The sequence below is a fragment of the Sneathiella sp. genome, assembly GCF_002694385.1.
GTDB lineage: Bacteria > Pseudomonadota > Alphaproteobacteria > Sneathiellales > Sneathiellaceae > Sneathiella.
This window is the reverse complement of sequence record NZ_NZMB01000012.1, coordinates 269,750-296,526: the sequence shown is the minus strand read 5'-3', so window position 1 is coordinate 296,526 and position 26,777 is coordinate 269,750. Positions and strand designations below refer to the sequence as shown.

Annotated in this window: 26 protein-coding genes, 1 tRNA gene and 2 pseudogenes; 14 read left to right on the top strand and 15 right to left on the bottom strand. The window is 51.7% G+C overall.

The genetic code is table 11. The features are described from left to right. Positions 1-8 precede the first annotated feature (8 nt). Positions 9-182, bottom strand: coding sequence for a hypothetical protein (locus CMN55_RS08155; protein WP_293949253.1), 174 nt, complete (start codon positions 180-182; stop codon positions 9-11). Between CMN55_RS08155 and CMN55_RS08150 the strand changes: the two genes are divergently transcribed. Further along, positions 181-1,362: an MFS transporter gene (locus tag CMN55_RS08150; RefSeq protein WP_293949251.1), complete on the top strand. Its 1,182-nt coding sequence runs from the start codon at positions 181-183 to the stop codon at positions 1,360-1,362. The genes CMN55_RS08155 and CMN55_RS08150 overlap by 2 nt on opposite strands. A gap of 41 nt (positions 1,363-1,403) precedes the next feature. On the opposite strand, the gene CMN55_RS08145 is transcribed toward CMN55_RS08150, so the two are convergent. Then, positions 1,404-2,147 carry a cation transporter gene (locus CMN55_RS08145; RefSeq protein WP_293949249.1) on the bottom strand — a complete coding sequence of 248 codons (744 nt, stop codon included), beginning with the start codon at positions 2,145-2,147 and terminating at the stop codon, positions 1,404-1,406. Between the two features lie 64 nt (positions 2,148-2,211). Here CMN55_RS08145 and CMN55_RS08140 point away from each other — a divergent pair, with 64 nt between their 5' ends. The 5 genes from CMN55_RS08140 to CMN55_RS08120 all read left to right on the top strand — a co-directional run bounded on the left by CMN55_RS08140 (position 2,212) and on the right by CMN55_RS08120 (position 5,305). After that, a complete protein-coding gene (locus CMN55_RS08140; RefSeq protein ID WP_293949247.1) occupies positions 2,212-2,631 on the top strand; it encodes a MerR family transcriptional regulator in 420 nt (139 codons plus the stop codon). Between the two features lie 240 nt (positions 2,632-2,871). Further along, positions 2,872-4,233 carry a site-specific integrase gene (locus CMN55_RS08135; RefSeq protein ID WP_293949245.1) on the top strand — a complete coding sequence of 454 codons (1,362 nt, stop codon included), beginning with the start codon at positions 2,872-2,874 and terminating at the stop codon, positions 4,231-4,233. A gap of 10 nt (positions 4,234-4,243) precedes the next feature. Next, positions 4,244-4,825, top strand: coding sequence for a hypothetical protein (locus CMN55_RS08130; protein ID WP_293949243.1), 582 nt, complete (start codon positions 4,244-4,246; stop codon positions 4,823-4,825). Between the two features lie 78 nt (positions 4,826-4,903). After that, positions 4,904-5,122, top strand: coding sequence for a helix-turn-helix transcriptional regulator (locus CMN55_RS08125; protein ID WP_293949242.1), 219 nt, complete (start codon positions 4,904-4,906; stop codon positions 5,120-5,122). Between the two features lie 3 nt (positions 5,123-5,125). Further along, the gene (locus CMN55_RS08120) at positions 5,126-5,305 is read left to right on the top strand and encodes a helix-turn-helix transcriptional regulator (protein WP_293949240.1); all 180 of its coding nucleotides are present in this window, start codon (positions 5,126-5,128) and stop codon (positions 5,303-5,305) included. A 701-nt stretch (positions 5,306-6,006) separates the two neighbouring features. Here the strand turns inward: CMN55_RS08120 and CMN55_RS08115 are convergent. From CMN55_RS08115 to CMN55_RS08105, 3 genes are read right to left on the bottom strand one after another with little or no spacing between them, the layout of a single operon-like run. Next, a complete protein-coding gene (locus CMN55_RS08115) occupies positions 6,007-6,702 on the bottom strand; it encodes an HhH-GPD family protein (protein WP_293949238.1) in 696 nt (231 codons plus the stop codon). Beyond that, positions 6,689-7,888 carry an MvaI/BcnI family restriction endonuclease gene (locus CMN55_RS08110; RefSeq protein WP_293949236.1) on the bottom strand — a complete coding sequence of 400 codons (1,200 nt, stop codon included), beginning with the start codon at positions 7,886-7,888 and terminating at the stop codon, positions 6,689-6,691. The genes CMN55_RS08115 and CMN55_RS08110 overlap by 14 nt, the downstream gene beginning before the upstream one ends. Before the next feature lies 1 nt (position 7,889). Further along, on the bottom strand, positions 7,890-9,317 hold the full coding sequence (locus CMN55_RS08105; RefSeq protein WP_293949235.1) for a DNA cytosine methyltransferase: 1,428 nt from the start codon (positions 9,315-9,317) through the stop codon (positions 7,890-7,892). Positions 9,318-9,432: 115 nt separating this feature from the next. Here CMN55_RS08105 and CMN55_RS17150 point away from each other — a divergent pair. Together CMN55_RS17150 and CMN55_RS08100 are read left to right on the top strand one after the other, a co-directional pair. Then, positions 9,433-9,704 (top strand): annotated as a pseudogene (locus CMN55_RS17150) (antibiotic biosynthesis monooxygenase family protein); the annotation flags it as partial. A gap of 217 nt (positions 9,705-9,921) precedes the next feature. Next, positions 9,922-10,539, top strand: a complete 618-nt coding sequence (locus tag CMN55_RS08100) for a hypothetical protein (protein WP_293949233.1) — start codon at positions 9,922-9,924, stop codon at positions 10,537-10,539. Between the two features lie 756 nt (positions 10,540-11,295). On the opposite strand, the gene CMN55_RS08095 is transcribed toward CMN55_RS08100, so the two are convergent. Next, a complete protein-coding gene (locus CMN55_RS08095; protein WP_293949231.1) occupies positions 11,296-11,610 on the bottom strand; it encodes a hypothetical protein in 315 nt (104 codons plus the stop codon). A gap of 82 nt (positions 11,611-11,692) precedes the next feature. Here CMN55_RS08095 and CMN55_RS08090 point away from each other — a divergent pair, with 82 nt between their 5' ends. Next, positions 11,693-12,859 carry a Y-family DNA polymerase gene (locus tag CMN55_RS08090; protein WP_293949230.1) on the top strand — a complete coding sequence of 389 codons (1,167 nt, stop codon included), beginning with the start codon at positions 11,693-11,695 and terminating at the stop codon, positions 12,857-12,859. Between the two features lie 168 nt (positions 12,860-13,027). Further along, positions 13,028-13,645, top strand: coding sequence for a hypothetical protein (locus CMN55_RS08085; protein ID WP_293949228.1), 618 nt, complete (start codon positions 13,028-13,030; stop codon positions 13,643-13,645). A gap of 62 nt (positions 13,646-13,707) precedes the next feature. Here CMN55_RS08085 and CMN55_RS08080 read toward each other — a convergent pair whose 3' ends face one another. The 6 genes from CMN55_RS08080 to CMN55_RS08055 form a co-directional block, all read right to left on the bottom strand. Further along, positions 13,708-15,324 carry a cysteine peptidase family C39 domain-containing protein gene (locus CMN55_RS08080; RefSeq protein ID WP_293949226.1) on the bottom strand — a complete coding sequence of 539 codons (1,617 nt, stop codon included), beginning with the start codon at positions 15,322-15,324 and terminating at the stop codon, positions 13,708-13,710. A gap of 76 nt (positions 15,325-15,400) precedes the next feature. Continuing rightward, a complete protein-coding gene (locus tag CMN55_RS08075; RefSeq protein ID WP_293949224.1) occupies positions 15,401-15,589 on the bottom strand; it encodes a hypothetical protein in 189 nt (62 codons plus the stop codon). Between the two features lie 389 nt (positions 15,590-15,978). After that, positions 15,979-16,055 (bottom strand) — tRNA-Arg (locus tag CMN55_RS08070). Between the two features lie 82 nt (positions 16,056-16,137). Continuing rightward, positions 16,138-16,329: a hypothetical protein gene (locus CMN55_RS08065; protein WP_293949222.1), complete on the bottom strand. Its 192-nt coding sequence runs from the start codon at positions 16,327-16,329 to the stop codon at positions 16,138-16,140. Positions 16,330-16,435: 106 nt separating this feature from the next. Next, on the bottom strand, positions 16,436-17,626 hold the full coding sequence (locus tag CMN55_RS08060) for a metal-dependent hydrolase family protein (RefSeq protein WP_293949220.1): 1,191 nt from the start codon (positions 17,624-17,626) through the stop codon (positions 16,436-16,438). A gap of 75 nt (positions 17,627-17,701) precedes the next feature. Next, positions 17,702-18,652, bottom strand: a complete 951-nt coding sequence (locus CMN55_RS08055) for an ABC transporter ATP-binding protein (RefSeq protein WP_293949218.1) — start codon at positions 18,650-18,652, stop codon at positions 17,702-17,704. A gap of 357 nt (positions 18,653-19,009) precedes the next feature. On the opposite strand from CMN55_RS08055, the gene CMN55_RS08050 reads away from it, so the two are divergent. The 3 genes from CMN55_RS08050 (at position 19,010) to CMN55_RS08040 (ending at position 22,802) form a co-directional block, all read left to right on the top strand. Then, positions 19,010-19,189: a zinc-finger domain-containing protein gene (locus CMN55_RS08050; RefSeq protein ID WP_293949216.1), complete on the top strand. Its 180-nt coding sequence runs from the start codon at positions 19,010-19,012 to the stop codon at positions 19,187-19,189. Positions 19,190-19,226: 37 nt separating this feature from the next. Further along, positions 19,227-22,085 (top strand): DNA polymerase I, encoded by a 2,859-nt coding sequence (gene polA / locus CMN55_RS08045; RefSeq protein WP_293949214.1) that lies wholly within the window; start codon positions 19,227-19,229, stop codon positions 22,083-22,085. A gap of 87 nt (positions 22,086-22,172) precedes the next feature. After that, positions 22,173-22,802: a MarC family protein gene (locus tag CMN55_RS08040; protein ID WP_293949212.1), complete on the top strand. Its 630-nt coding sequence runs from the start codon at positions 22,173-22,175 to the stop codon at positions 22,800-22,802. A gap of 1,003 nt (positions 22,803-23,805) precedes the next feature. Here the strand turns inward: CMN55_RS08040 and CMN55_RS17145 are convergent. Together CMN55_RS17145 and CMN55_RS08035 are read right to left on the bottom strand one after the other, a co-directional pair. Continuing rightward, a complete protein-coding gene (locus CMN55_RS17145) occupies positions 23,806-24,438 on the bottom strand; it encodes a trimeric intracellular cation channel family protein (protein WP_366931992.1) in 633 nt (210 codons plus the stop codon). Positions 24,439-24,503: 65 nt separating this feature from the next. Beyond that, positions 24,504-25,487 (bottom strand): annotated as a pseudogene (locus tag CMN55_RS08035) (2-hydroxyacid dehydrogenase); the annotation flags it as partial. A 174-nt stretch (positions 25,488-25,661) separates the two neighbouring features. Between CMN55_RS08035 and CMN55_RS08030 the strand changes: the two are divergent. Continuing rightward, positions 25,662-26,162, top strand: coding sequence for an SH3 domain-containing protein (locus CMN55_RS08030; RefSeq protein ID WP_293949208.1), 501 nt, complete (start codon positions 25,662-25,664; stop codon positions 26,160-26,162). A gap of 5 nt (positions 26,163-26,167) precedes the next feature. On the opposite strand, the gene CMN55_RS17140 is transcribed toward CMN55_RS08030, so the two are convergent. After that, positions 26,168-26,770, bottom strand: a complete 603-nt coding sequence (locus tag CMN55_RS17140) for a DUF3501 family protein (RefSeq protein WP_366931991.1) — start codon at positions 26,768-26,770, stop codon at positions 26,168-26,170. Positions 26,771-26,777 lie beyond the last annotated feature (7 nt).

The window sequence follows — 26,777 nt, the reverse complement described above, 5'->3', positions numbered from 1 at the left end:
TCTGCCGTTCAGGCTGGCGCTGAAGTTGTTGGCCTGCCGGCCCGCAAGGCGATGACAGGCGGGCAAACTCCCTTATAGTGGATATTGCGGCCCGATAGGCTGTCTGCGATAATGTTGCGGATAAAGGCCTGAAAAGCGGTGTCAGCATTGATCTTTTCTGAAAAATGGAAGGCCGTCACCATGATTTCACTCTGTGAGGTTATGGCGCTGGCTGTCTGGTTTGCCGCGGCGGCGGCGATCCCGGGCATTCGTGCGGCCTATCCGGTGGATGATCTGCAGATTTCCCTGCTGACAAGTTCCGTCCAGGCGGGATTTGTCGTGGGAAGTCTTGCCAGTGCCATTTTCGCGGTCCCCGAACGGCTGGAGTCGCGCCGGTTGTTCAGCATATGCGCGCTGGCAGCGGCACTCTTGACCGGCATGATGCCGGTGGTTGATCCGACAACTCTACCGGCTGTCCTGCTACGCTTCCTGACCGGGGCCTGCATGGCGGGTATCTATCCGGTCGGGATGAAAATGGTGGCAACCTGGGCGGAGCGGGATATCGGCCTGCTGGTTGGTATTCTGGTGGGCGCCTTGACGCTTGGCTCGGCGGCGCCGCATCTCTTCCCGTTTATCGGCGAGTTTGACTGGCATGTTGTCTTCGCTGTGGCCTCCGCCATGGCGTTGCTCGCGGGGCTGATCATCCCCTTCGTCCCGCTCGGCCCGGCGTATGGCTCGTCCCCGCGCTTCAATATGAGCTATGCATTTGATGGCTGGCGCCGACGCTCCCTGCGCCTCGTCAATATCGGCTACCTCGGCCATATGTGGGAGCTTTATGCCATGTGGGCCTGGATTGGCGCGTTTTTCCACGCAAGCTACAGCCTATGGTTCGGGGGCGGAGCGGGGATTGGGAGCCTTGCGAATGCCTCTACCTTCCTGACAGTAGCCGCCGGGGCCATCGGCTGTCTGGCGGGGGGATATCTGGCGGACCGCATCGGCCGCACGGCGCTTACCATCACCGCGATGCTGATCAGCGGAAGCTGCGCCATCAGTGTCGGTTTCCTGTTTGGTGGCCCGCCAATAATCCTGCTCGCCGTCTGTCTGATATGGGGGATTACGATTGTGGCGGATTCCGCCCAGTTTTCGGCCAGCATGGCGGAGTTGTCGGATCCGGACCGTGTCGGGACAATGCTGACCATGCAGACCAGCATGGGTTTCCTGCTGACGCTTGCCAGTATTCATCTGATTCCATATCTGGTCGATATGCTGACATGGAAATATGCTTTTGCGATATTGGCCGCGGGGCCCTTTCTGGGCGCATGGAGCATGTATATCCTGCGCCGCTTGCCCGAGGCGCAAAAGCTGGCCTATGGCAAACGCTAGACAAGGTGATGCGCTGTTTTCACAGCATCATTTTAATCCTGTCATTTTATATATTCTGCGGTCGGCTGAGGATCCGTCTGCCGGTATTCTTTCCAGGCCTGGCGTAAAATCTGCCGGGAAGAAAACAGAAAAAGGCTGGCGATGATCGCCGCAACCAGCAAATCCGGCCAGGCCGTCGTGGTGCCCCAGACGCCAAATGCGGCCAGCATTACAGCCACATTGCCGATGGCGTCATTGCGTGAGCATAACCAGACCGAGCGGACATTGGCATCGCCGTCTTTATAGGGCAGCAAAAGCAGAACGGACCCGAGGTTGGCGGCGAGGGCCAGAAAGCCGATGGCGCCCATCATTTCCGCGCGTGGAATGTCCAGGACAAGCGTCTGGTAAAGTGTCGCGGCAAAAACCCATATTCCCATCAGGCTGAGGGATAGTCCCTTCAGCAACGCCGCTGTCGCCCTTGTCCGTAAGGAGGCTCCGATCACCGCAAGGCTGAGGCCGTAAGTGACGGTATCACCAAGAAAATCGAGCGCGTCGGCTTTCAGGGCCTGTGAGCCGGCAAGTGTTCCCATGATCATTTCTGTCAGAAACATCAGACCGTTGATGGCGATCACAGACCAGAGGATGCGTTTATAGCGTCGGCTCATTCCATCGAACACAGGCAGCTTGTCCGAACAGCAGGAGATGGAGATATTCAGGCCGTCCCGGTTGCTGTCGCATGTTGAAGGCGATGGCTCCGGCTGCGCGGTGCGGGTGTCGGGCTGGTTCGGGCAACAGTCTTTGGACATTTATCTCTCCTTTGCAAAACCCACCCTAACCCCTATAGTGACTAGAGGTTCAAGAGGATTTGTTATGGATTTTTCAATTGGAGAGCTGGCGCGGCAAACCGGGGTTAAGGTGCCGACAATCCGCTATTATGAGCAGATAAAGCTGCTTCCCCTGCCGCTGCGCACGGCCGGGCAGCAACGGCGTTATGATGCCGGATATGTTTCCCGACTTAATTTTATCCGCCATGCCCGGGAACTCGGGTTTACCGTTGAAGCCATTCGGGAGTTGCTCGCCATGAGTGCCCGGCCGGAATATCCGTGCAAAGAGGTGGATGAAATTGCCCAGCGGCATATCGCCGATATTGACCGGCGGATTGAACATCTTGAAATATTGCGCTCAGAGCTGCAGCGAGCCGTCACGGCATGCCGTCAGGAAAATATTTCCGATTGCCAGGTGCTCGGCACTTTGAGTGTGCCCGGCCATGACCACGGAAAGTTCCCCTGATACGCGCGTATCCTCACCCTTTTTAATTGCAGCATTGAAAATATTGGCGCACCCGACACGATTCGAACGTGTGACCTCTGCCTTCGGAGGGCGGTGGTATACGCTTTCTGATATATTCTGATATTTTATTACTTCATATAAATCAATAAATTAGTTTCCCCACATTTCCGCTTGTTTCCTGTGTTGTGATTGCTGGTGATTGCTATATGATTGCTGGAGCCGAAAATCGGGAGAGCGAGCATGCAGGCAAAGATCATCAAGCGAAACGTCGACGCAGCACGTCCGCAGAAACGGGACTGGTTTATGTGGGATACGGAACTTAAGGGATTCGGCCTTAAAGTCACCCGTTCCGGAAACCGTGTTTACATTGTTCAGTACCGGATGAGCGGACGCGGCATGCCAACACGGCGTCTCACAATCGGAAAGCATGGATCGCCCTGGACGCCTGAAAAAGCGCGTGCAGAGGCGAAGCGCGTCTTGGGAGAGGTGGCGGACGGGCAAGATCCGCAGCAGGTCAAAATGACAGAGAAAGCCGCGATGACGATGTCGGAGCTCTGTGACCGTTACCTAGAAGAAGGCTGTGCAACCAAAAAGGCGTCCACGATTGCGACTGATAAAGGGCGGATAGAACGGCATATCAAGCCTTTGTTGGGAAGGCGACGGATCAAGGATCTTACCGTAAATGACATAAAACGCTTCATGATGGATATCGCAAAGGGTAAAACGGCCATTGATGAGAAAACCGGGCCGCGTGGACGCGCGCGCGTCGTTGGCGGGCAAGGGACAGCATCACGGACAACCGGACTTTTAGGCGGTATTCTCTCCTTTGCCGTTGCCGAGGGAATTCGAAGCGATAATCCGGCTCATGGCGTTAAGCGATTTCCTGACCGGAAGAATGAACGCTTTCTCAATTCTCAAGAACTGGCGAAACTTGGTGAAACCTTGCGCATTGCCGAAGCCGCCGAAAAAGAACGCAACGAACTGGAGCGTATTTTAGGCCATACAAAATCTGAAACGGAACGGGCTGCGCTTCGTAGCAAGATAAACGCCTTGGCAAAGGAAGGGGAAAATGAGATGGCGATTGCCGCCATTCGCCTATTGATCCTGACAGGATGCCGCAAGACGGAAATCCTCTCTTTGAAATGGCATGAAGTCGATTTTGAATTTGGTTGCCTGCGTCTGGATGATTCCAAGACCGGGCAGAAAATTGTCATGCTGGGTGCCCCAGCTTTGCAATTACTGGCCGGATTATCACGCGATGAGCAGTCACCTTTCGTTTTTCCGGCATTAAGAGGGGAAGGGCATTATGTTGGATTGCCGAAGGCTTGGAATAGAATTCGAAAACGCGCAGGTTTGTTGGATGTGCGCATTCACGATTTACGGCATACTTTTGCGAGTGCTGGTGCGGGAAGCGGTGTCGGGCTGCAGGTGCTTGGAAAGCTGTTAGGGCATTCAGACCCGAAAACAACAGGACGGTATGCGCATATTGCGAACGATCCGATAAAGGCGGCAGCGGATCGAACAGCAGGGCGGCTTGCGGATGCGATGAATGAACACGACTCTAGCAGAGTGGAAGTAATCGGTTTAATCAAAAACAAATGACAGGTTTGCCATGGAGAAGAACAATCCTTACTTCGATATCTATGATGAGATTTTCTTCTTTCTATGGGATTTCACGACCGGAACAGCCAGATCAAAAAGAGAGGCATACAAGGGAGCGAGGTTGTATGGAGAGTTCCTTCTAAGCGAAATTAGCCGATATGAGCAGGTAAAAAAGGAGGGAGAGCATGCTATCGAGCGCCGTGGGTTGGTGGCGCCAATGTCGATCATGAAAGCGTGGACCTTCAATGTTCTCGAAGATTGCTTCAAATATCGAATTACGCCCCCACTTGAGCTATGTCATGCAATCTATCTTTTGATGGGCTGTAAGCATCTCAATTCGAAGAGAGGAAAAAATAAAGAAAGAGAAGCGTTTTCCAGACTTTCAGGAAATGTCGGAATAAGAGAAGCTTCGCGCAAGCTTGGGGTTAATCCGACAACGATATTAAGGTGGAAAAACGAACCCCGTCAAAGTTTTTACCCTGAGTTTCCCGGTGGTCCGGATGAGCGGCTGAAAGAGTATCAACGAATAAGAAAACTGACCAATGTCGAAGATTTTCATCCGATGAAGTATCGGGTGTTGCGGACGAAATAATTAGCGCAACACGGGCAGGATGTTCCATAGTTTTCCGCAGGCCATACAGGCTTTCGTTAACTACCAGAGGAACAGAATTTGAAGAAAACAGTATCTTACTCCCGCCGCCTAAGAACCCGTGATGCCGCATGTTATTGCGGTTCTACCAAATCAACTTTTGAAAAATTGAGATTAGTCGGCGACGGCCCGACCTATGCCAAGATTGGCCGGGTTGTTGTCTATGATGTTGAAGATCTTGACGCATGGCTAGACAGCAAGAAGCATCGCTCAACCTCTGAGTATTCATCATCGCTTTGATCCGTGGAAGTATCGCGGCTGATATCAACTTATGAAGCCGCGAGAAGACTCGGAATCTCAGTCAGAACATTAGAGCGTCATCGCCAGAACAAGACCGGCCCGGTCTTTCTCCGGCTGGGCAGGCGGGTGCTCTATAGCGTTGCGGAGCTCAATCGATGGTGTGAAGAAAACAAAACCGTTTGAAGGTTGAGGTCATTTGGAAACCACTCTTTATATTTCCGGATGTTTCCGCCATAGGCCGCCATTACTGAAGATATTCTTCATTTTATCGATTGTAAAAAATATAGGAAATTCAATTGATTAATAAGATGGTCGACGGCCCATTACTTTATATAGTTGTCTGATGATCGTAAGCATGAAATGAAGGTGTCTCACTACATACATTATCCGGAAGCCTGCCGGTTTTTGGTCGCCGTGGAGCAAAGCCAATTGGCGGGCAGGCCGGTCAATACGCTCACGACCGTAAATCTGGAACAGCTTGGTATTCCACCCGTTGAGTGTTCTCACTATCTTAGATATTCACTGCAGAAGCTTCGAAAGTTATTCGAGAGGCAAGGGTGCCCCTGGTGCGTCGCGTGGGTGTTGGAGAATAGCAAAAGGAACGGCGTTCATGCGCATATCCTGATCCACCGTAACCCGCCCCTGATAAGCGACTGGCGAGCGTTTCGGGTGCTGGTTCTGAAAGCTTTCAATCAACTTAAGCCGCCGCCCCGCGCTATCCGATCTTGTAAATTCAGGACATGGTTCCAAAGCTATGAACAGAGTCGCGGCAATCTTGAGAACTACCTCCTAAAAGGCATCCGCCCGGAGGTTGCAGGCCTACTCGACATTAACGCGACGCCACAAGGTGTAATCTATGGGAAAAGAGTTGGAACAAGCAATATTTAGATTGGCTCTTCCAAAATTGTTCTTTTTCTATAACTGCAAGATTTATTCAGAATACAGATACAGCAACGCGGTTTTTTTGAACGACATATTGAATTTGCAAAGTCTAAAACTGCCCAATTCACATTGATAGCTTTTTTGTCGCTGACCAACCAAAGAGTAGCTGCCTGAAGCCAGGGATCATAGCGTATATCAGCAAGTTTTCGCGGTCTGAGGTAACGTTCGATAACGCGTGCCATATTGACATCGATGAGTGGTCTTGCTTTGCCGTGTTGAAAAAGAAGAATAGCATTGCAAACATATTGTCCGACAGCAGTTACCTTGAGCAATTCTTCTTTTGTGGCAGGAAAAACTCCGCGATGTTCATGTGCATATGTCGCCAGCATTTTGATAGATTGCGCTCTTCTTTTCCAAAGACCCAAGGGTTTAAGTGTTTCCTCTAGTTCTGCAATTGATGCGTTTGCAATCTGTGACCAAGAATTGTATTTTTTGAAGAACTTAGGGTATGCGGCAGCGACAGTTTCAGCTTTGGTGCGTTGAAGGAGTACTTCTACGCAAATCTTTTCGAATGTTCCAGCTTCTTCGCGACGCCACGGAAAATCCCTTCCATTTTCGTCATACCAACCAAGCAGTTTCCGCCTAAGACGAGTAATTTTGGCTTTCTCACTCTTTGAGAGAGGATTACACGAAGACATGGATATCTGAGGGCGGGAATAGCGCATCAAAATCATCGGGCTTTATTTTGAATAGATAACCATGATCTCGAACGGTCTGCCGTTCCGGTTGCTTTTGTGACATTAAGTAGTCGACAGAGATTAGGCCGCCTTCGAGAAGAGCATCAAAGTTACGTACTTTTGGCTCCCTAGTATGTTCCACCTGTATGTAGTGAAACTCTTCTGTTTCACGTTTTCCACGACACTTTGCACCTACCCAAAAAGTTTGCGGGTGTTTTTCAGCCAGTCGATTCCGTAGTGTTTCCATTTCCCAAGTAGTTACATGTTTCTTCGCAGCAGTGTCTGGATCAATGTGATTTTGCTTTAACCAGTCGCGGGCCGCATCCACTTCCAGCATGAAGCCGATTGAATTTGGAGCTATCGCATCGGTTTGATGATTCAGGCGTAGCTTGTTATTTCTCGTATATCCATACGTTGACAATAAGTTCCAAGCCGATCCAATTGGACTTATATCCCAATTTGGCACTTGAGAAAAAAGGGTCACGCGATTTCCGCGACCCTTGCGGAGTCGTTTAGCCTTAATTTCAATACCCTTATAATCTGGGGCTTTGTTCGAATTCGCTGAAATACCTAAAAGTGTTTCCAATGTCATTCCGATGCCAGTGTCTCCAGGGCGCAATGTCGGAATAAAACCTCTTCTAGAAATATCTTGAATGAGATTGAGAAGTTCAGAAACTGCTGGATCGAGATCTTTCTTGTCTACCGCAGCGAATGAACCGAGTGGTGTTGCGGGATCCTGAAGCGATGCCAAGATATTGGGAACACTGCAATTTATGACGTAGATATCATTGTCACGTACAATTAGAGCAAGCAAATTACATGGTTCTGCATATTGTTTCAATTTTCCAAACCAAATACGAGGATCGCCACTTTTAGTATTGGGCCGGTAAAGTGATACGGTTGTTTCTTCTAACCTGTCCGGAAAAACATAGTATGCACGGCGCAATATCTTGTTATCGGTGCCCTGCCCTTGTTTATCATAGTCATGAAATGAGACGTCTTTAAGATAATCTCTCACAGAGGCTGTTGCATCCATGATTGATTTTTGTATGCCAGTTTCTGTAGGAACTAGCAGGGCGACTTCAAGATCATAAGTGTTAAATCGCTTAAGTGTTTGACTAATGCTGACATCGCTTTTTTCAAGCATCTTATTTTAGCGCTTCGTCTAGGATATGCTTGAAGTGGTTTCCTACTGCTTCTGCAAGACCTACGGGTACCGCGTTACCGATCTGCGTATACTTGGGTACCTCGCGGTCGAATATACCTTCAAGCGGATTACCAGCTCGACGGATACCGCCAGTTGTTCGTTTTCCGGCAAATCGATACCAATCTGGAAAAAGTTGCAATCGCGCCCATTCTCGTACCGTGAGAATTCTCGGTTGAGTAAAATGCACATAATCGTCGGGCAAGGAAGTAGCGGTTATATTGGGCTCTTGATTTCCCCATCGTGATTTTAGGAGTCGTTGAGAAAATTTTTTCGTTCTAAAATGTTCCGGTATCTCGCCGTTATTCGCAATCATGTAGTCGAATTTTTCGACCACTGATTTCTTGTGCTTGCTATACTGCTGCTCTGTCAAATTTATCTGGTCGCTATCGTACCAATAAGGTGGATTTCGCAACTTTTTTTGTATCTGGGTCTTTGCTGTGCTGGGATAGCTTTTAGTTTCCATTGATCCTACTGGGAATTCACCAGCCCGTAACATGTTTGCTATTCTATCATCGATCAAGTCGCTTAGGAGGTCTGTTAGATCAGGGAATTTACCCGGATCACCTGCTGGCAGGAAACCACATTTAACGGCGTCTTCTGGGTCTTCATTTGGTTGCAAGAAATCACAAGATTCAAGTATATCTTTGCGAATACCAACGAGCAGCACTCTGGGCCTATTCTGCGGAACCCCATAATCTTTAGCATATACCAAAGACCAGCGTACTTCATATCCTTCTATCCGGCGAAATTCAGATTTCACGTCAGGAAAAATTAAATCTCCCTTTTCTTTTGTCCAACGAGCGTTGAGCAAGCCGCGAACGTTCTCAAAAAGGAAAATGCGTGGCCTTAGGTGACGAATGATTTCTGCCATTCGACCATAAAGGCGATTTGATGGAATTTCGCTTCGATCGACAGCATAGGAACGTCTAATTCCTATTCCCGAATAGCCTTGGCAGGGAGGGCCTCCAGCCAGAACGTCAAGTGTGCTTCCTGCACCACTTATTTTGGAGGCAGTAGAGTCAAAACGAAAGTCAATTTCGCTAACACTTTTTAGATCCGCTATCAGCTTTTCTAGTCTTTGTCCCTTTAAATCATGAGCATCATTACAATGAAGGTCGGAATTCTTAGAAAACAGTTCTCCTCCAAGGCTGTGGTGACGATTCAATAAGTAAGTTGACATGGCGTCTTCGTTTAGCTCATTAGCAAAGACAGGTGTAAAAGAGGCATTTTCGAAACCGAGCGATAGTCCGCCGCACCCGGCAAAAAGATCTACCATTGAATAGATTCGCCCATTTTTTTGCTTCAATGGTGCTCCACTGGTAGTAACTTGTGAGTTATTTTGGGAAGGAGAATCGGCGATATTCAGCATGCAGCAAACCTCTCTTTTTTTATTAACTAACACACTCAAATTCAGAAGTCCAGGTGATAATGCGCATTCCCTTATTTTCATTATTTTCATTTTTTAATGCAATGTAGCAAACAGCCCGACCCTTGATGAAATAGACGGATTTCTATCGGTCGAGCGATTTCATAGCCTGACTGACGAGAATAAAATCCTCTCCATATCCTTCTTTCGTGATGAGACGGCGGTTGAACAGTGGCGCAACATATCGGCCCACAGGAATGCCCAGGCCAAGGGCCGCGCCTCCGTCTTTAGGGATTACCGCATACGTGTCTCGCCAGCGTCATCCGCGACTATGGCATGTATGAGCGTGACCAGACCCCCGATGACAGCAAAGCGAGGCATTCTAAATAGTCCGGCATACCATATAACGTACTTCTCAAGCCTCGTGTGATAACTTGTAAGCGATTGATATAAATTGATATTTATGAATTCATAAAAGCTGTTCACAGGCTTACTTAGCAGCGATGTTGTGGGTAACTTAAAGATTAGATAATATATAAATAAAACGATGTTAACGGGTGAGTCTTGGTCTTGGAAGCCACCGGTAAACTTAGTTGTGGGGGTAGTTATGAATAAATTTTCAGCGGTGCTTATTGCTTCTCTAGGTTATTTTCTCGTGTTGGAAAATGCTAAGGCTGAATATTTGTCTGAAACATATGCTTGGGGAGCAGATGTAGAGTGGTTGATGATCAGCTCAGACAATTTATTTAATGTTATAATTGATGACGGTGTTAAAGACGGATGCTGGACAAATTCAGATGCGGTCAAAACTGCGGTTGAGTTGGAGTTAAAGAGGAGTGGTTATAACATAGCTAATATTGAGGAGGAGCGTTTTAGGGCTAGGAATGTTTTTATCTCGGGAATTGGTTACTCCTTGAAAGTGGGTGATGTTGAGACGGGATGTGTTGTAAGCTATGAGCTTTACGTGTCTGGTTATAAGCAAGAAATGTTTTTCTCAGATGGGCACCTTGCAAAAGGCGGCGGTATAGGAGCACTTTGGAGTCAGAGCGGATTAATTTCCGGGAATAAGGCGTCTTTTGATGCGAGATTAAAAGAAGAATTTGTCAACTTAATCCAGAAATTTTTGATAGCAATTGATGTAAGGAGAAAAGAAGCTCTAGAAGCTATTCGAAATGAAGCAGAGGGAGAGGCAAAGAAGTTTTGGGACAACTATAAACTAGATTGAATTGATTTGTATGGGGTTAGGTTTTGTGAACCTAGTACTCCATGAAAAGTCGAATTTCATCGACAATAAAATCATAGATCGGTCGCAGGATAACGTAGGAAAGCCCTAGCACTGTCCATAGCGTCAACAGGTACATCAGCGTATAGGAAGGCGACTCCATGACAGCGACAAGCGTCACAGTGGGCAGAATGACGATATAGTTTAGGAACCACATAACAGTTATATGGTGACAATGCCGCTCGATTGAAAGAAAGTCCCGCTCTATTCCACTAAAGTAGTATAAAATAGATAGTCTTATGGCGAGAATTGCGCCCCTGAATCGCGAGCGAATTGCATCAGAAATCCAGCCTTTAAGAAGATATTTCCTGTTGATTTAGACAAAACTTTCCGGCTGATATCAGGGGCGCAAAATTCTCACTATTGAGAAACTGCTTAGTAATTTGGGCGGAAATATCGGGCAACCGTCCGCTTCAACCGGAGACGGCGGCATCCACAGAAATAAGAAGTTGCCCGAAAATCCAGCCCCCGATATATGCCGTCCGTCGAGGATGGAACCACATTCGTTTATTGGAATAGGAAGAAGAAATCAATGCGCAAAGCATTGTGGCAAACGGTCCATGATTGACATTGCGGCAATTTCACCTATCTTGCAAGCTATGTGGCGGAAACGTCATCAGCCCCTTGAAGCGGTAGTATAATCATCGTGGAGCGGGGCTTTTTCTTTGTCTGGCATGACGCGGCATTATGCAAGCCTGCCTAGCCTCCCAGCCCCCCAACTGACCTTCTGATAATCCGCGCCACTCTGCCCGCTTCCATATACCTCAAGCTGGGGTTGGGTTCTGCAAGCGACCTCATAAACCGCCGTGTCAGTTGCGGACCTTTCTCGATGGTCCGGCTTATCTCTTCCAGCGCCTTCTCTAGCTGGCGGCTGCGGACATCCCGACGGGCACAATCCCGCACTGCCCGCTCGATAACCGACAGCGTTCTTTGAAGCTGGTCTTTATCGACCAGCTCTTCCGACCAGTTGCCGCCAAAGGCGACATTTCCGAGTTGCTTTTTCTTTTCCGTCATGGGAACAAAGAGAGAACATTTGCTTTCATTTTGCAAGACGGATTTTTATGCCATGACGCCCATGCGGTCTCTGTATGTTGATATGAATAGCTTTTTTGCGAGCATCGAACAGCAGATTGACCCGGCGCTTAGGGGCAAGCCGGTTGCGATAACGGCAATTGATAATGAATCAGGGGCATGTGTTGCGGCAAGCTATGAGGCCAAGGCATATGGCATCAAAACCGGTACCCGTATCTATGCGGCAAAGGAGCTTTGCCCCGGTATTATCTTCCGCCCCTCCCGTCATCGGCTGTATGTGCGGGTTAATCAGAAAATCGCCCGCGTCATTGATGAGATAGCGGAATTGGAGTTTGTCCGGTCCATTGATGAATTCCAGGTAGCGCTGGGAGGCGATAGCGCCAAGCTGGAGCGGGCGCTGGATCTTGCCCGCGAGATCAAGGCCGCGATACGGGAGAAGGTCGGTTCGGAGCTTCGCAGTTCCATTGGCATCGGTCCAAATCATCTACTGGCGAAGATAGCGGGCAAGCTGGAGAAGCCGGACGGTCTTAAATGGCTTGCCCCCGAGAATATGCCGGAGGCTATCAAGCATCTAACCCTTGATGACCTGCCGGGCATTTCGAAAGGTATCAAAGACAGGCTGCTAGGTGCGCGGATTTATAATGTCACGGCGCTTTACAATCTCGATCCGCGTCACGCCAGAATGATTTGGCATTCTGTGGAGGGAGAGAGATTTGTCAGAGCTTTGCAGGGGATGGATATCCCGCTGATGCCGACCAAGCGGAATGGCTATGGCAATAGCAAGGTGCTGGCCCCGGTTCACCGTCCGCCGCACAAGGCGAAGCTGGTCGGGCGCTGGCTGGTTGAGAAGGCATCGGAGCGCATGCGGCGGGACGGTTATTGCACCCGTCATTTTCATTTATCTCTCCGCTTGACCGACGGCCCACGACAGGCAGGAAAGAAGATCGAGGCAACGCGGGATACGCGGTTCTTACTCTCGCTCTATGAGGGGCTTTGGAGAGACATCAGCCGCCGCAGCAACGGGGATGTTTTGTCGATTACCGTTCACCTTGGGAATTTGATCCTGCTAGCAGAGCGTAATGGCGACCTGTTCGCGCCTCTCTCGCCCGGAATGCCAAACAAGCCTGAAAAGCTCGCCACCGTTATTGACCATATCAACCGCCGCTTTGGGGAGCGCATGGTGAAGTATGGAGAGCACCAGGACCACCCGGGATTCTTCGAGAAAGGGTAAGGGAGAATAAAAGCAAGCAGAGCCTTGCAAAGCGCTTGTCTAAAGTAGAGAAAATAGACTTTCGATTGGTACGAGAAAACTCCCTGATGTAGGTATCGTAAGATGCAGAAATCTGCCGTTTGTGTTATAATTTCCTATTGATTTCGACAAAAAAGAATTGGGTTGAGTATGGGTGGTATTGGTTCCGGTACTTGGTATCGGTGGGACAAGAAGTCGGTTGTTGAGGATGGCTTGACGTTGAATATTTTCAAGCTGGTTCGGGAAAAGGCAATCATTCCCGGCAAACAGGTTTCAGGCTCCCTCACCTGGCGAAGCGTGAGAACAGGAGAAAAGACCGCTAGCATTGGCTATGAAGCAAACATGCTCACTCAGAATGCGGCCTGGATGCGGCTGCATTATACCCACAATGGCAAGCCAATGGATTACAAGGTTCGTTTGACAACCACCCGGCCCCATTACGGTGGGCTGCGATGGTGGTTTATTTGCCCGGCCAATGGCTCCAGGGTGGCAAAACTGCACTCTCCCCCAGGTGGAGACCTTTTCGCCAGTAGAACGGCTTACAGGCTCGGATATGAGAGCCAGCAGGAAAGCCCGATGTTTCGCTATCTATCGCAAGCGCAAGCTATCCGGCACCGGCTTGGCGGGAGTACTTGCATTGATGATTGGTTCCCGGAAAAGCCTAAAGGCATGCACTGGAAGACGTACGAGAAATTAAGGGCAAAGGGCCTGCGATATGAGCAGCGTTGCAATACAATGGCGGCGCGGAGGTTTGGGATTGGGTTTTGATAAAATCGCACGAGCGGGTTGTCTAAATGAGCGTTTGGCGGCTTGATTGACAATAAAATTACCTAGATCGTATAGCTTTCGAAGTTGTCTTCACTTCGCAATTTTGGGAAGTAACCTCTGTCGTCTGTTATTGGAGTGAAGGCCATTTGGTATCCTCCAAAAATATCTGCATCGTTGGGGATAAATCTATAACCAGCTCCAGGAGCATGAAACATACATGCACTTCCCCAGTGCTTCGACCCAGTAGCGTCGATTACAGCATGGCCGAAAACACGCCTTTGTTTAAAATTTAAATGGTTTAAAGAAGGTAACGTTCCAAACTCTGTAACCCATACAAATCTTGGAAATTCTTGATATAGCAGAATCTTTTTAAAATCGCTTCCAATACAATTTTTTAACATACGAGCTTTGTACTTCCAGCCATAAGTCAAGTATGTTCGTGACAAAACAGTGTTTTGATCAATATGTTTGACAAAGTCATCGCCGCACGCTGCGGACGTGCCTAGAGTGTCAGTATAGGCCTTCTTAAAATCTTCCCATTTTGACCGATAATAATTTAGAAGGCTCCATGCCATTTTTTCCGCGTGCTCAGCTGGGGTGAACACTTTATTAGGTAATGGTACAATGATGTACTCTATGTCTTTTAGAACAGAATATTCTGTTTCGCCATATTTGCTTGACCCTTCGATTGGCATCAGAAGGTTGCCACCTCTTTGGTCGTCATTGACTAAAAATGCTTCGCATAATTCCGCTCTAGTCGGCTCTTTTGGTAATTTAACTTTTTCATCGACCTTTTTTATAACGTGTCCTGTTACGACAACCGCATGGCCAATAGTTCCGCTGTTTCGCAGACCTAAAATGACGGGAATCCCGGAATCTACATAACGATTAATTACATCGTATGGTCTAAGCGGCCCCCAATTCCCCTTTTTATCAAGCGCTGCATAGGTAAGAGGTTCTTGATCCAAAGCACGCAGGGCCTGTACCATATTATTAACGCCGAGAAATTCGCTGCCCGCTGGCAAGGCTCGTGACAGGCCAAACTCACCTAATTGAGTTGCAGCCTTAGTTATATCTACTGTAGAGAACCATTTGCCACGATGCCGCGTGTGAAAATGTCGGCCTGCCATCCAAATGGATGCTTGGGCACATGAACCTACTCGTGAATCCTGTTGCGTAAGTGGTATTCCATCAACACTCAACGTGGCACCTAGCAAGTGGACTTCATACCTTGCTTTGACTAAAAGATGAGCCACCAAATTTGCGTGCAAATGCGAGAATTTAATGACAGCACTTCCGATTGGGGCATGAGCGATAGGCCGAACAACTACGAATCCCAAGTATTCTCCGTTATCGGCGGCAGTTTGGATTGATCGGCTGATTATTTCAGGTGAATCATGTTGCGCAAAAATTTTCCCCAAGTCTGATTTAAAAAAATGCATTCTACGGCAAAACTTGTTGTGTCTCTTGAAAACAGTCGAATAAAATTCCGAGAATGATGCGCTAAAATCTCTATCAATATACTCGTTTTCTATCAATACATAAGTCGCGGATAACGCTTTCAACTGTTCAATTAGAGTTGAAACGATGCGCAATCGCTTTGAAATATCAATAGAATTTTTTAATGCTTCCCAATCCTTATTATCGGCAAGCGGGTGAATGTTTGTGCTAAATTTCATATGCGCAACAACTTTGAACGAAAAAGGGCAGTCGTTGAAGACTGCCCTTACTTTTTCTAGTATTTGTAATGAAACGTCAACCCATCAGAAACATTCCGCTTTTTTGTTCAGCAGCACGGATGTTGGCGTCTATCTCATCAATTTCCTTTAATGTCTCTTCGCTAACTTCCCAGCCAGAGAGTAAGACGGTCTGATTATCTTCGCTAATGAAAATCTCCTTATCGGAGATTTTGGGAGCTGCTTCACCGAATCGGCTATTTTGCATGGTTTCCCCTATTCATCTCAAGTTTCGCAATCCTCATAAGCCCTTGTTTTGAATCGCGAAATTCTGCTTGCCACTTGAAATCCTTTGAATCTCAGATACTTAACAAGAGAAATACTAACATTTCTTATAAAAAATGCACGTAAAATCTTTTACTTAATCACGCTCTAGTTTCTACCATAAGTATGAAATTTCCGTTGACATATGTCGTCGTCATATAAACTTTCTGTGCAAATTTTCAATTTTTATATTCACGCATAACTGTTTCTTGGCTTGTTTCTTCTTAAAGCAAAAACCTGCCAAAATAGACATTTACCGACATCTTGTGATTGCTATTTGATTGCTAGGCAAAAGACCAGCATATTGAAACTATGCTAACTCATTGAAAAGATTGGCGCACCCGACACGATTCGAACGTGTGACCTCTGCCTTCGGAGGGCAGCGCTCTATCCAGCTGAGCTACGGGTGCTGAGATGAGGTCCCTGCTATAGCTCAAGCGGTCCGCGGTTGCAATGATTTTAGAACGCTTGCCCGTCAATTCGCCCGCCGGGTCAGCGGTGACGTTTCATCCGGTCAATTTTCTCCTGTTGCGCCGCCCGGTTCCGGTTGAACGTAACGGTCGCCGACAGGTCATCACCATGCGGTTCGGAGAGGTTTTTTCTCAGATTACTCTCCCCTTCTTCCCGGTGGCGGCGGCGCAGGTTCTGTTTCTGAAGGCGTTCATTATCGGATTTCATGGACATGAAACACTCCTTTCCAGCATTTGTATGCGTTGCATATATCAATGTAGGAAGTCGCGCGCGGAAGGCCAATCACTTCTGTGAATGGCCTTCCCGGCGGCGCAATGGTTTATGGAAATGCCACCTGTTTGCCATTCTTGACGACCAGGCGGTGATTTTCCTTCGCCGCGGCCATCAGGATGTTGTCGACCGGATTGCCGTTCACGATAACCATGTCGGCCTTGAACCCGGCTTTGACCTGGCCGCGGTCCGCATATTGCATCAGGCTGTGGGCAACGGAAGTGGCGCTGGAAAGTGCATCGGCCGTGGTCATGCCGCAATCGACCATATAGGCCAGCTCCATGGCATTCTCGCCATGCAGGTTGAAGGGGGTGCCGGCATCGGTTCCCATGGCAATCCTGCCGCCTGCTTTATAATACATGGTAAAGCTTTCCCGGTGCCGTTCATAAACGCGGCGGGATTTTTCAACCACGTAATCGGCAATGCCCTTGTCCGCATTGTTGAGGATATTCATGACTGCCGACAGGGTGGGGACGAGATAGGTGCCCCGCTCCATCATGGCGTCAAGGCATTGCTGGTCCATGAAGATGCCATGCTCGATAGAGGTGATCCCGGCGAGAACGGCATTCATGATGCCTTCGGCCCCTTGCGCATGGCTGGCGGATGTTTTGTGAAAACGGCGGGCTTCCGCGACGCCGACGCGCATTTCATCGGCGGAATAATGCGCATCCTCCGGATTGACGCCGGGCGTCATGACGCCGCCGGTGGCCATGATCTTGATCAGGTCGCTGCCCGCATGGATCTGCTCGCGGACCGCCTTCACAACCTCGTCGCAGCCATCGGCAACGCGGCCGTTCTTGTTGCCATGACCGCCCGTCATGCAGATCATCTTGCCGGATGCCATGATGTTGGGGCCGAAAAACCGCCCGCTGTTGCAGGCGTCGCGCACGGGAAATTCCAGATATTCCCGTCCGCCGCAGTCGCGAACGGCCGTAATGCCGGATTTGAGGGAGGTCTGTGCGTTTTCAAGGACGCGCAGGGTGATTTCGCCGGGGTTGACGCCCTCGATACTGCCGCGCGGGTCGGCCTCCCCCTTATAGACGAGATGCACATGACAGTCGGCCATGCCAGGGATGACGGTCCCGCCACTCGTATCAACGCGATTTCCCTGATAATCCGTGAATTTTTCTGCCGGGGCGACATCGGCTATGCTGTCGCCTTCCACCAGAACCGCGTGATTTTCAAGAAGGGTGCCCGTGCCGTCAAACACATGGCCGCCGCTGTAAAGGGTCGTTGTCATTTGTAGTTCCCCACCATTGTTTGAATTCAAACCATTCGGGGGACGATACCGCAATTCAGCGGGTAAATCGAGAGTTTATTCCCGCGTCGCGGTCATCTGCAGGAAAGCATCTTCCAGGTCGGGCTCGCGGGTTGTGAGATCAATGATATCGAGATCATCGTCCGCCGCGGCTTTCAGGATTCTGGACATTTCCGTCTCACTCGGCCGATAGGCGATATTGATCCGCCGTCCGTGGGAGAGGGTTGCACCAAACTGTTTCAGATTGTCCGGAATCTCTTCGATATCCCGGCCGAGCAGCAGCGATACATTCTTCATATCAAGCCGCCCAAGCAGGGTTTCGGTTGCTTCGCAGGCGACGACTTCACCGTGATTGATGATGGCGATGGTATCGCAGAGCTCTTCCGCTTCTTCCAGATAATGGGTGGTGAGGATGATCGTGGTGCCATTTTCATTCAGCATTTTCACATAGGACCAGAGCTGCTGCCGGAGCTCGATATCCACGCCGGCGGTCGGTTCGTCCAGAATGAGAACTTTCGGGCTGTGGACCATGGCCTTTGCCACCAGAAGTCGCCGCCGCATACCGCCCGAGAGGGTGCGCGCATATCCGTCGGCCTTGTCCAACAAGCCCATGGCTTTGAGAATCTCATCGGTCCGGCGTTTTGATTTCGGAACGCCATAAAGCCCGGCCTGAAATTCCATCACTTCGCGCGGGGTGAAGAAAGCATCGAGGTTGAGTTCCTGCGGAACGACGCCAACGGCGCTGCGGGCGGCGCGCATGTCCTTATCGATATCATAACCGCAGACTTTCACCTCGCCGCTCGTCCGGTTGACCAGCCCGGCAATGATATTGATGAGGGTCGATTTCCCGGCGCCATTCGGCCCCAGCAGACCGAAGAAAGACCCGCGCGGGACATCCAGATCAATGCCTTTCAGGGCCAGCTTGTCCGGGGCGGATCCTTTGCCGCGATAATTTTTGACCAGATTGCGGACTTGCAGGGCGGGGGCGTCGGGGATGGGTTCAGTCATTCTTATTGCTCGATCATATATAAGGCAGACCGGGTGTCCGCCATCTCTCCGGTTAGGTGGAATATCGCCAAACCGGTACATGCTGCCCGGCCTCCCCAAGGGTGGCTCATTGCCACGCGCCCTGATAATCAGGAATGCCGGCCGATGACAGTATCCGGGGCTGTCGGACAGGTTTCTGTTCATATAGACATGGCCGGGCGGCTTGACAAGCACAAGGGCGGGCATTTTCGACGGCGCCAGAGGCATTAATCGGTTGCGTCTCCGGCCGCAATGGATATCATCCATGCGGTGCCGGAGACCCCGCAAATAAGGACAGTCTGCGGGACAGATGATCATCCAAGGAAGTGAGACGGCTTTATGCAAGCGTTTGAGACAATTGAAGTGGACAGTCTGAAGGTTGCCTGCGATGGCGGCAGGGGCCCGCTCGGCCATCCGCGTGTGTTTCTCAATATGGGAGACAAGCATCAGGTCGAATGCCCCTATTGCAGCCGGTTATATGTCCTGAAGGCGGGCGCAAAGGTTTCCGGCGGTCACTGAGCCCGCAGCGGATGGAACAAGCAGCAAGCGAGGCGGAATGACCGAACCGGACGTCACGGGCGATCCAGATCAAAAGCACAGGATCTATCTGGTCGACGGATCGGGATATATTTTCCGTGCCTATTTTGCGATGATTCGCGGGCGACGGCCGATGTCGCGTTCCGACGGCACGCCGACGGGGGCGGTTCTCGGCTTTTCCAATATGCTGTTCAAGCTGATACAGGACACGCAGCAGGATGGGCGGGTCAGCCATCTGGCCGTCATCTTCGATACCAGCCGCAAAACCTTCCGCTCCGACATCTATCCCGAGTACAAGGCCAACCGGGATGCGCCACCGGAAGATTTGATCCCGCAGTTTCCGCTGGTGCGGGAGGCGACGCGCGCCTTCAATATTCCGGCCATCGAAAAGGAAGGCTTTGAAGCCGACGATATCATCGCGACCTATGCCGCGCAGGCCCGCGCGCGGGGCATGGAATGCGTCATCGTCTCCTCCGACAAGGATCTGATGCAGCTTGTCGGCGGCGATGTGACCATGCTTGACCCGATGAAAAATCAGGAAATCGGTGTCGATCAGGTATTGGAAAAATTCGGCGTCCCGCCTGAAAAGGTGATTGATGTGCAGTCGCTGGCCGGCGACAGCGTCGATAATGTTCCGGGCGTTCCGGGCATTGGCATTAAAACCGCCGCAATGCTGATAAACGAATTTGGCGATCTCGACAGCCTGCTGTCACGGGCGGAGGAAATCCCGCAAAAGGGGCGCCGGGAAAAGCTGATCGAACATGCCGAAATGGCCCGCATCAGCCGTGATCTGGTGACGCTGAAAAATGATGTCGAACTGGATTCCGATATCATGGAGCTCAATGTCCGCCTGCCCGACGCGGCGGAGTTGATGGCCTTTCTTCGGGAAAATGAGTTCAAGCAGCTTACCGGCCGGGTCATGGAATTTTTCGGTGAAGGGTTCCGCGCCGATGTCGCCGCCCTGCCGGAGGAGGAGGAGTTACTGGACTCAGTCCAGAAGAAAGTTGACAAAGTCAACTATTCCACGGTTTCCGACATGGATGCGCTCAATGCCTGGATCGCGGAGGCAGTGCGGATCGGCCATGTGGCTGTTGATACCGAAACCACCAGCCTGAACGCCATGCAGGCGTCACTGGTCGGAATTTCCCTGTCCATCCATCCGGGATCGGCCTGTTATATTCCGGTTGGCCATGTCACGCCGACATCGCAGGATGGCTTTGATTTTGAGGGCGCGGACAAGGGCGATGCCGGAGAGACACTGCCGCAACTTCCGAAAGAGGCGGTTATCCGCGCGCTCAAAGCGCTGCTGGAGGATCCTGGGGTTCTCAAGATCGGACAGAATATCAAATATGACCAGCTTGTCTTCGCCGGGGAGGGGATCACCCTCGGTCCCATCGATGACACGATGCTGCTGTCCTATTGTCAGGAAGCGGGGCTGCATGGCCATGGCATGGACGAACTGTCAGAACTCCATCTCGGCATTACGCCGATCCCCTTCAAGGAAGTGGCGGGCAGCGGCAAGTCGCAGGTGACATTCGCCGAGGTGCCGATTGACAAGGCGACCGCTTACGCTGCGGAAGACGCCGATATCACCCTGCGGCTTCACCAGATATTGAAGCGCCAGCTTGTGAGGCGCAAGGCCGTGACGCTTTATGAGACGATCGAGCGGCCGCTTGTGCCGGTGATCGTTGAAATGGAACGCGCCGGTATCAAGATCGATGCCAAGCTGCTCAGCACCCTTTCCATTGATTTCGGCAAGCGCATGGAAGCGCTGGTCAAGGAAGTTCATACCCTTGCCGGGGAAGAGTTCAATGTTGGATCACCGAAGCAGCTGGGCGAAATCCTGTTCGACAAGATGCAGCTTTCCGGTGGCAAGAAAGGCAAGAACGGCGCCTATACAACGGATGTCAATGTGCTGGAAGGGCTGGCCGCCGAAGGGGTGGAGCTGGCGCAGAAAGTTCTCGACTGGCGTCAGCTTGCCAAGCTGAAAAGCACCTATACGGATGCATTGCAGGGCCAGATCAACCCCGATACGGGACGGATCCATACCTCCTTCTCGCTCGCCGCCGCGTCAACGGGTCGTCTGGCCTCCAGCGAGCCGAATGTCCAGAATATTCCCATCCGGACGGATGAGGGGCGCAAACTGCGCGAGGCCTTCATCGCCGAACCCGATCATAAGCTGATCAGCGCCGACTATTCCCAGATTGAATTACGCATTCTCGCCCATATTGCCGATATTGCCTCCCTGAAGGAGGCGTTTGCCGAAGGGCTCGACATTCACGCCAAGACGGCCTCGCAGGTGTTCGGCATCCCGATCCAGGGCATGGACCCGATGATGCGCCGCCGGGCGAAGGCCATCAACTTCGGGATCATCTACGGGATCAGCGCTTTTGGCCTGGCGCGGCAGCTTGGCATCTCCCGGACCGAAGCACAGGGTTATATCGACCAGTATTTCGTCCAGTATCCCGGCATCCGCGATTATATGGACCGGACGAAAAAATTCTGCCATGAGAATGGCTATGTGGAAACGCTGTTCGGTCGGCGGGTGCATCTGCCGGGGATCAACGACAAGAACGGCGCCCGTCGCAGCTTTTCCGAACGCGCCGCCATCAATGCGCCCATTCAGGGATCGGCCGCCGATATTATCAAGCGGGCAATGATCCGCATTCCGGGCGCGCTGCGCGACGCGGGGCTGACGGCGCGGATGCTGTTGCAGGTTCATGACGAGTTGATTTTCGAAGCGCCGGAAAAAGAGGTGGAGAAAACCGCCGCCCTTGTCAGAAGTGTTATGGAAAAGGCGCCGCTGCCTGCGTTGGAGCTTTCCGTGCCGTTGACCGTGGATGCGGGCGCTGGTGATAACTGGAACGAGGCGCATTGAGGCAACGGCCGGGCAGGAATGAGCCTTGCCCCCTGATCGCCCGCTGGTTAGGATGCGGGAGCTGCGTCTGACCGTGATCGGAAATTCATGCTGGAAACCGCGCTTGTCGCCTTCACGACTTTTTTTGCGACCATCGGCCCGCTCGATGTGGCGGCCCTGTTTGCGGCCCTGACCGTTCAGGCGACGCCAAAGGAACGGCGGCAGATGGCGCTCAAAGGCGCGCTCATTGCCTGTGTCATCCTGCTGTTTTTTGCCCTGTTTGGAAAATCTGTGCTTGCCAGCTTTGGCATCACGCTGTCCGCCTTGCAGGCGTCTGGCGGGGTTCTCCTGCTGCTGATTGCCATTGATATGGTATTTGCCCGCAATTCCGGCAGCAGCACCACCACCGATGAAGAGAGGGCGGAGGCGAAGGGCAAGAAGGATGTGTCCGTCTTTCCGCTGGCGACGCCATTGATTGCCGGTCCGGGCGCGATCGGGGCGGCGGTCCTGCTGGTGGCCGAGGCGGGAGACGATGCGGTGCATGCGNCGATTGTGATTGCGGTNATGCTCGGAACTGTCCTNNTGACNTTCGTTCTCATGCTGCTGGCGACACAGGTTCAGAAACTGCTCGGCGTGACCGGGCTGCATGTGATCTCCCGCATTGTTGGTGTTTTNCTTGCCGCTCTGGCGGTGCAGTTCATCTTCAATGGGATCAGGGACAGCGGNNTGCTTGGCTAGCCGNTGAATCAGTCCGAATATTAACCATANCGGTTAATAAATTAACCATTTCAACAACATACATAANTAACNCANCAGAACNGCNAAGNCNGGGAGTTCTGCNGGTTTTCTTGNAATTNNATAAAATTTTAGGAGAATGTCGGGCAAATTATGTTGACAATTGGGCNGCAAATCGTCAACTTCATGNCATATATCGAATGTTTCCTTCTCAATTTTCGGGCAGGGAGCTGGATTTATTAAAATACAGATGNTTTTTTCTGCCGNGAGGCACATTAATTTAAGACTTTCGTCACCAGNTGCGGCGTAAAGTCCAGTAAATGGGAGTATTNATTATGATCAAACTNGTTAAAACCTTTATTGTGGCGGCCGGGCTCGGGCTTGCGTTCGCNGCACCGGCCAGTTCGGCAACCATCAACTGGACGACGGATNCNCCGGCCGCAGACAGCGGCGTTATCGCTGCGACGACTAAAGTTGGCTCNGTTCTTGAAAATCAGACATCNTCGGTTGTGAATGANTATCGNTCCCCNTGGCAGGGAACGGCGCTTGACGGNGTCGGNACNTANACCGCCGTTCAGGAGGATTCCTACGCTTCCTATGTCTTCGATCANACCTACAGCTCGGTCGATTTNCTTTGGNGCTCCGTNGATGAGTATAATGGCCTTGAATTNTATTATCAGGGAAGCTGGGTGGACGCGCTTTATGGGGACGANGCGCAGNTGGATAGCGTGACCAAGGGCGTCGGCTTTATTGTCGCNTCCGTCATGGCNTCCGGCCTGTTTGATGAAATCCGNTTTACGTCGGGCACCAACGCCTTTGAATATGCCAATATGACGGTTTCGGCCGTCCCGCTNCCGGCGGCNCTGCCNCTCTATGGNGCCGGNCTTGCGGCNCTCGGCTTTATCGGCTGGCGCAAACGTCGCAAGGCGGCAGCNGCGGCNTGAGCCGGTAACGCATACCCTANTCCTATAGAGAACGGCGGCTTTTGAGGCCGCCGTTTTTCTTTTTATTTGTANGTGCGGCCNGGTCGCTGGCGATAGCGGGGCAGGGACCAGCCGTAATGGATCGCCCCGGCGCGAAGGCCAAATCCGATAATGATCGCCCCGCAGGCGGCAATGAGNCGGGAAATNCCGACGNCATCGACGGNGATNANATAGGCCGTGGCGCTGGCCAGNGCGGCGGTNGCNTAGACTTCCTGTTTNAGCAGCAGCGGCGTTTCCCCGGCCACCANATCCCGCGCNAGNCCNCCAAATGTTGCCGTCATCAATCCGAGGACAATGGCGATAAGAGGNTTNACNTCTGCCNCCCGNGCGATTTCCGTTCCCATCACNGCGAAGGCGGCAAGACCCACGGCATCGGCCCATAGNAGNGCGACGTAGCGCCGNTGCACCCGGGAGGCGAAGAAAAACAGCANCAGCGCAATCNCGAGGCAGACNAGCAGATAGCGCGGNTCACTAACCCAGAAAACGGGNCGGTCCAGNATGACATCCCGCAGCGTGCCGCCGCCAATGCCNGTNAANGTNGCCATCATGCCGAAGCCGATCAGGTCGAGCTCCTTGCGGCTGGCGACCAGCNCCCCNGTNGCGGCGAAAACGGCAACGCCGATCAGATCGAGTATGACAATNAAATCCGCAAACATGATGTCTCCCTCCAGTTCGGGGGATCATCCGTCAGTTTCGGGAAAAGCGCAAGAATGCCGTNNTACAGCATCGCCTGGATCACCCGGTCCGGGGGTGTATGCCCGTCNATGAAGGTCTTGATATTGATCAGCACCTTTTCGCCCATATCGACCCGCCCTTCGATTGTTGCCGACCCCATATGCGGCAGCAGAATGACATTNTCCAGCTCCAGCAGGCGGGGGTTGACGGCGGGCTCATGTTCGAACACATCCAGGCCNGCGCCNGCAATCTTGCCGTTGCGGAGCAGGCGGGTCAGGGCATTTTCATCCACCACTTCGCCGCGCGATGTATTGACGACGTANCAGTTTTTNTGCAGCAGGGCGAGGCGNCGGGCNTTCAGCAGATGGAANGTTGCCGGGGTATGCGGGCAGTTGANCGANACGATATCCATCCGCGCCAGCATCTGGTCGAGGCTTTCCCAATAGGTCGCCTCCANCTCATTNTCCACATAATCNGGAAGGCGGTTGCGNTTGTGATAGTGAATGGAAATNCCNAAGGCGCGGGCGCGGCGGGCAACGGCCTGTCCGATACGTCCCATGCCGATNATGCCGAGNCGCTTGCCCCAGATGCGNTTGCCNAGCATGCTGGTGGGCGACCATCCGGTCCATTTGCCNGAGCGCATCANCCGCTCCCCTTCCGTCAGGCGGCGCGGCACGGCCATGATCAGGGCCATGGTCATATCGGCGGTGTCTTCGGTCAGNACGCCCGGCGTATTGGTGACGGTAATGCCGCGCTGGCGNGCNGTGGCAAGATCAATATGATCAACNCCGGTCCCGAANCTCGCGATCAGTTTNAGATTGGGATTGGCCTGGCTGAGGACNCCAAGNTCGATTTTATCGGTNACNGTCGGCACCAGAACATCGGCCGTTTTGACGGCTTCAATAAGCCGGGCCTGNGTCATCGGCGNGTCGTCATGGTTCAGCCTGGTATCGAAAAGCTCCATCATGCGGGTTTCGATAACATCCGGCAGTCTTCTGGTAACAACGACAACGGGTTTTTTCTGCGGCATCTGATGACTCTCTTGTTCCTGATTTTCCGGCAAGACCAACAGACTTTATCTAGCAGATCGCGCGGGCGGTTACAATTGCGACCTTAGGTTAATAGGGCGGCTTTTGAAGCCTTGACCCGAAGGCCACCGGCGCGGCATAAGAGATAGGCTTCTGTTTTCAATGGAAGGGACCTCATGGTGAAACGCCGTATCCTTATTGTTATTTTTCTTTGCCTGACCCTTCTGCCGCTGCAATCCATGGCGAACCGCACAGGCGCCGAGACGGGGCTGCCGCTGCCCCGCTTCGTCTCTCTTTCTGCGGATGAAGTGAACATCCGGACCGGTCCCGGCACGCGTTATCCGATCCAGTGGGTTTTTCTCCGNCGCGGCTGGCCGGTCGAGGTNATCGAGGAATATGAACTCTGGCGNNAGATCCGCGATATCGATGGCGATACCGGCTGGGTGCANCGNAATCTGATCAGCAGTCGCCGGACACTGGTTATTACCGGTGACGTACGCCCCGTTTATGAAGACCCTGACGAGAACAGCCCNGTTGTGCTNCTGGCNGAGCCNGGCGTCCTCGGCANNCTGGAAGAGTGTGACGGACGGTGGTGTGAAATCGAAATTGCCGGNCTGACNGGNTGGCTGCTCGCCAGCNATTTTTANGGTGTCTATGAGAATGANAAGATCCGCTGACGGGNTCAGGCNCCGTCCANATCCTCTGCGAGNGCGGNCCGNACNTCTCCTTTNACAANGGCAATATGGCCATATTTNTCATGCTCGATCCCGAGCTGNACATCCTTTGACGGATCGNGAAAGGCGNNGATCTGTCCGGCGGANAGCGGAAAATGCAGGAAATGGATCGAGGATGTCTTGCCATCGCNCGTCGTGCGTTCAACTTCCTCNTCCGGNACGGCGTANATTTTTTCGCCGCCAATGGANAGATAAATTGTTTTTTCAATGTGACCAAGNTGGCGNAGCGTGAAATCGCGNCGNACCGGATCGTCAATTTCGATCATGAAGGTCGCGACCAGCTCNGATCCATTGGGAATGAGAGGGTTGTANGCCGCGAGNTCATCCTGCAACTGCTCATCNCCGCCCTGCTCGATATANAGCATCTCCTGAATTTGCGACCACATGGTGTCGTAATTCTCAAAATAGAAGGTGGCGTANGGGCCNATTTCTATCCGGCGGTTTTTCTTGATCGGGATCAGCTTCTGCTTATGTTCCCGGCGNATTTTNCTGTATTCCTCAACGGGGAGGATATCTTCAGGNGNAATGACGCGTTTCCGGGAGGCGGACATAACATTC

Excerpts from the sequence above, each read along its gene's own strand:
- CMN55_RS08150 (WP_293949251.1), top strand. The coding sequence starts at position 181 with ATGATTTCACTCTGTGAGGTTATGGCGCTGGCTGTCTGGTTTGCCGCG.
- CMN55_RS08155 (WP_293949253.1), bottom strand. The coding sequence starts at position 182 with ATGGTGACGGCCTTCCATTTTTCAGAAAAGATCAATGCTGACACCGCT.
- CMN55_RS08145 (WP_293949249.1), bottom strand. The coding sequence starts at position 2,147 with ATGTCCAAAGACTGTTGCCCGAACCAGCCCGACACCCGCACCGCGCAG.
- CMN55_RS08140 (WP_293949247.1), top strand. The coding sequence starts at position 2,212 with ATGGATTTTTCAATTGGAGAGCTGGCGCGGCAAACCGGGGTTAAGGTG.
- CMN55_RS08135 (WP_293949245.1), top strand. The coding sequence starts at position 2,872 with ATGCAGGCAAAGATCATCAAGCGAAACGTCGACGCAGCACGTCCGCAG.
- CMN55_RS08130 (WP_293949243.1), top strand. The coding sequence starts at position 4,244 with ATGGAGAAGAACAATCCTTACTTCGATATCTATGATGAGATTTTCTTC.
- CMN55_RS08115 (WP_293949238.1), bottom strand. The coding sequence starts at position 6,702 with ATGTCTTCGTGTAATCCTCTCTCAAAGAGTGAGAAAGCCAAAATTACT.
- CMN55_RS08110 (WP_293949236.1), bottom strand. The coding sequence starts at position 7,888 with ATGCTTGAAAAAAGCGATGTCAGCATTAGTCAAACACTTAAGCGATTT.
- CMN55_RS08105 (WP_293949235.1), bottom strand. The coding sequence starts at position 9,317 with ATGCTGAATATCGCCGATTCTCCTTCCCAAAATAACTCACAAGTTACT.
- CMN55_RS08100 (WP_293949233.1), top strand. The coding sequence starts at position 9,922 with ATGAATAAATTTTCAGCGGTGCTTATTGCTTCTCTAGGTTATTTTCTC.
- CMN55_RS08095 (WP_293949231.1), bottom strand. The coding sequence starts at position 11,610 with ATGACGGAAAAGAAAAAGCAACTCGGAAATGTCGCCTTTGGCGGCAAC.
- CMN55_RS08090 (WP_293949230.1), top strand. The coding sequence starts at position 11,693 with ATGAATAGCTTTTTTGCGAGCATCGAACAGCAGATTGACCCGGCGCTT.
- CMN55_RS08085 (WP_293949228.1), top strand. The coding sequence starts at position 13,028 with ATGGGTGGTATTGGTTCCGGTACTTGGTATCGGTGGGACAAGAAGTCG.
- CMN55_RS08080 (WP_293949226.1), bottom strand. The coding sequence starts at position 15,324 with ATGAAATTTAGCACAAACATTCACCCGCTTGCCGATAATAAGGATTGG.
- CMN55_RS08075 (WP_293949224.1), bottom strand. The coding sequence starts at position 15,589 with ATGCAAAATAGCCGATTCGGTGAAGCAGCTCCCAAAATCTCCGATAAG.
- CMN55_RS08065 (WP_293949222.1), bottom strand. The coding sequence starts at position 16,329 with ATGTCCATGAAATCCGATAATGAACGCCTTCAGAAACAGAACCTGCGC.
- CMN55_RS08060 (WP_293949220.1), bottom strand. The coding sequence starts at position 17,626 with ATGACAACGACCCTTTACAGCGGCGGCCATGTGTTTGACGGCACGGGC.
- CMN55_RS08055 (WP_293949218.1), bottom strand. The coding sequence starts at position 18,652 with ATGACTGAACCCATCCCCGACGCCCCCGCCCTGCAAGTCCGCAATCTG.
- CMN55_RS08050 (WP_293949216.1), top strand. The coding sequence starts at position 19,010 with ATGCAAGCGTTTGAGACAATTGAAGTGGACAGTCTGAAGGTTGCCTGC.
- polA (WP_293949214.1), top strand. The coding sequence starts at position 19,227 with ATGACCGAACCGGACGTCACGGGCGATCCAGATCAAAAGCACAGGATC.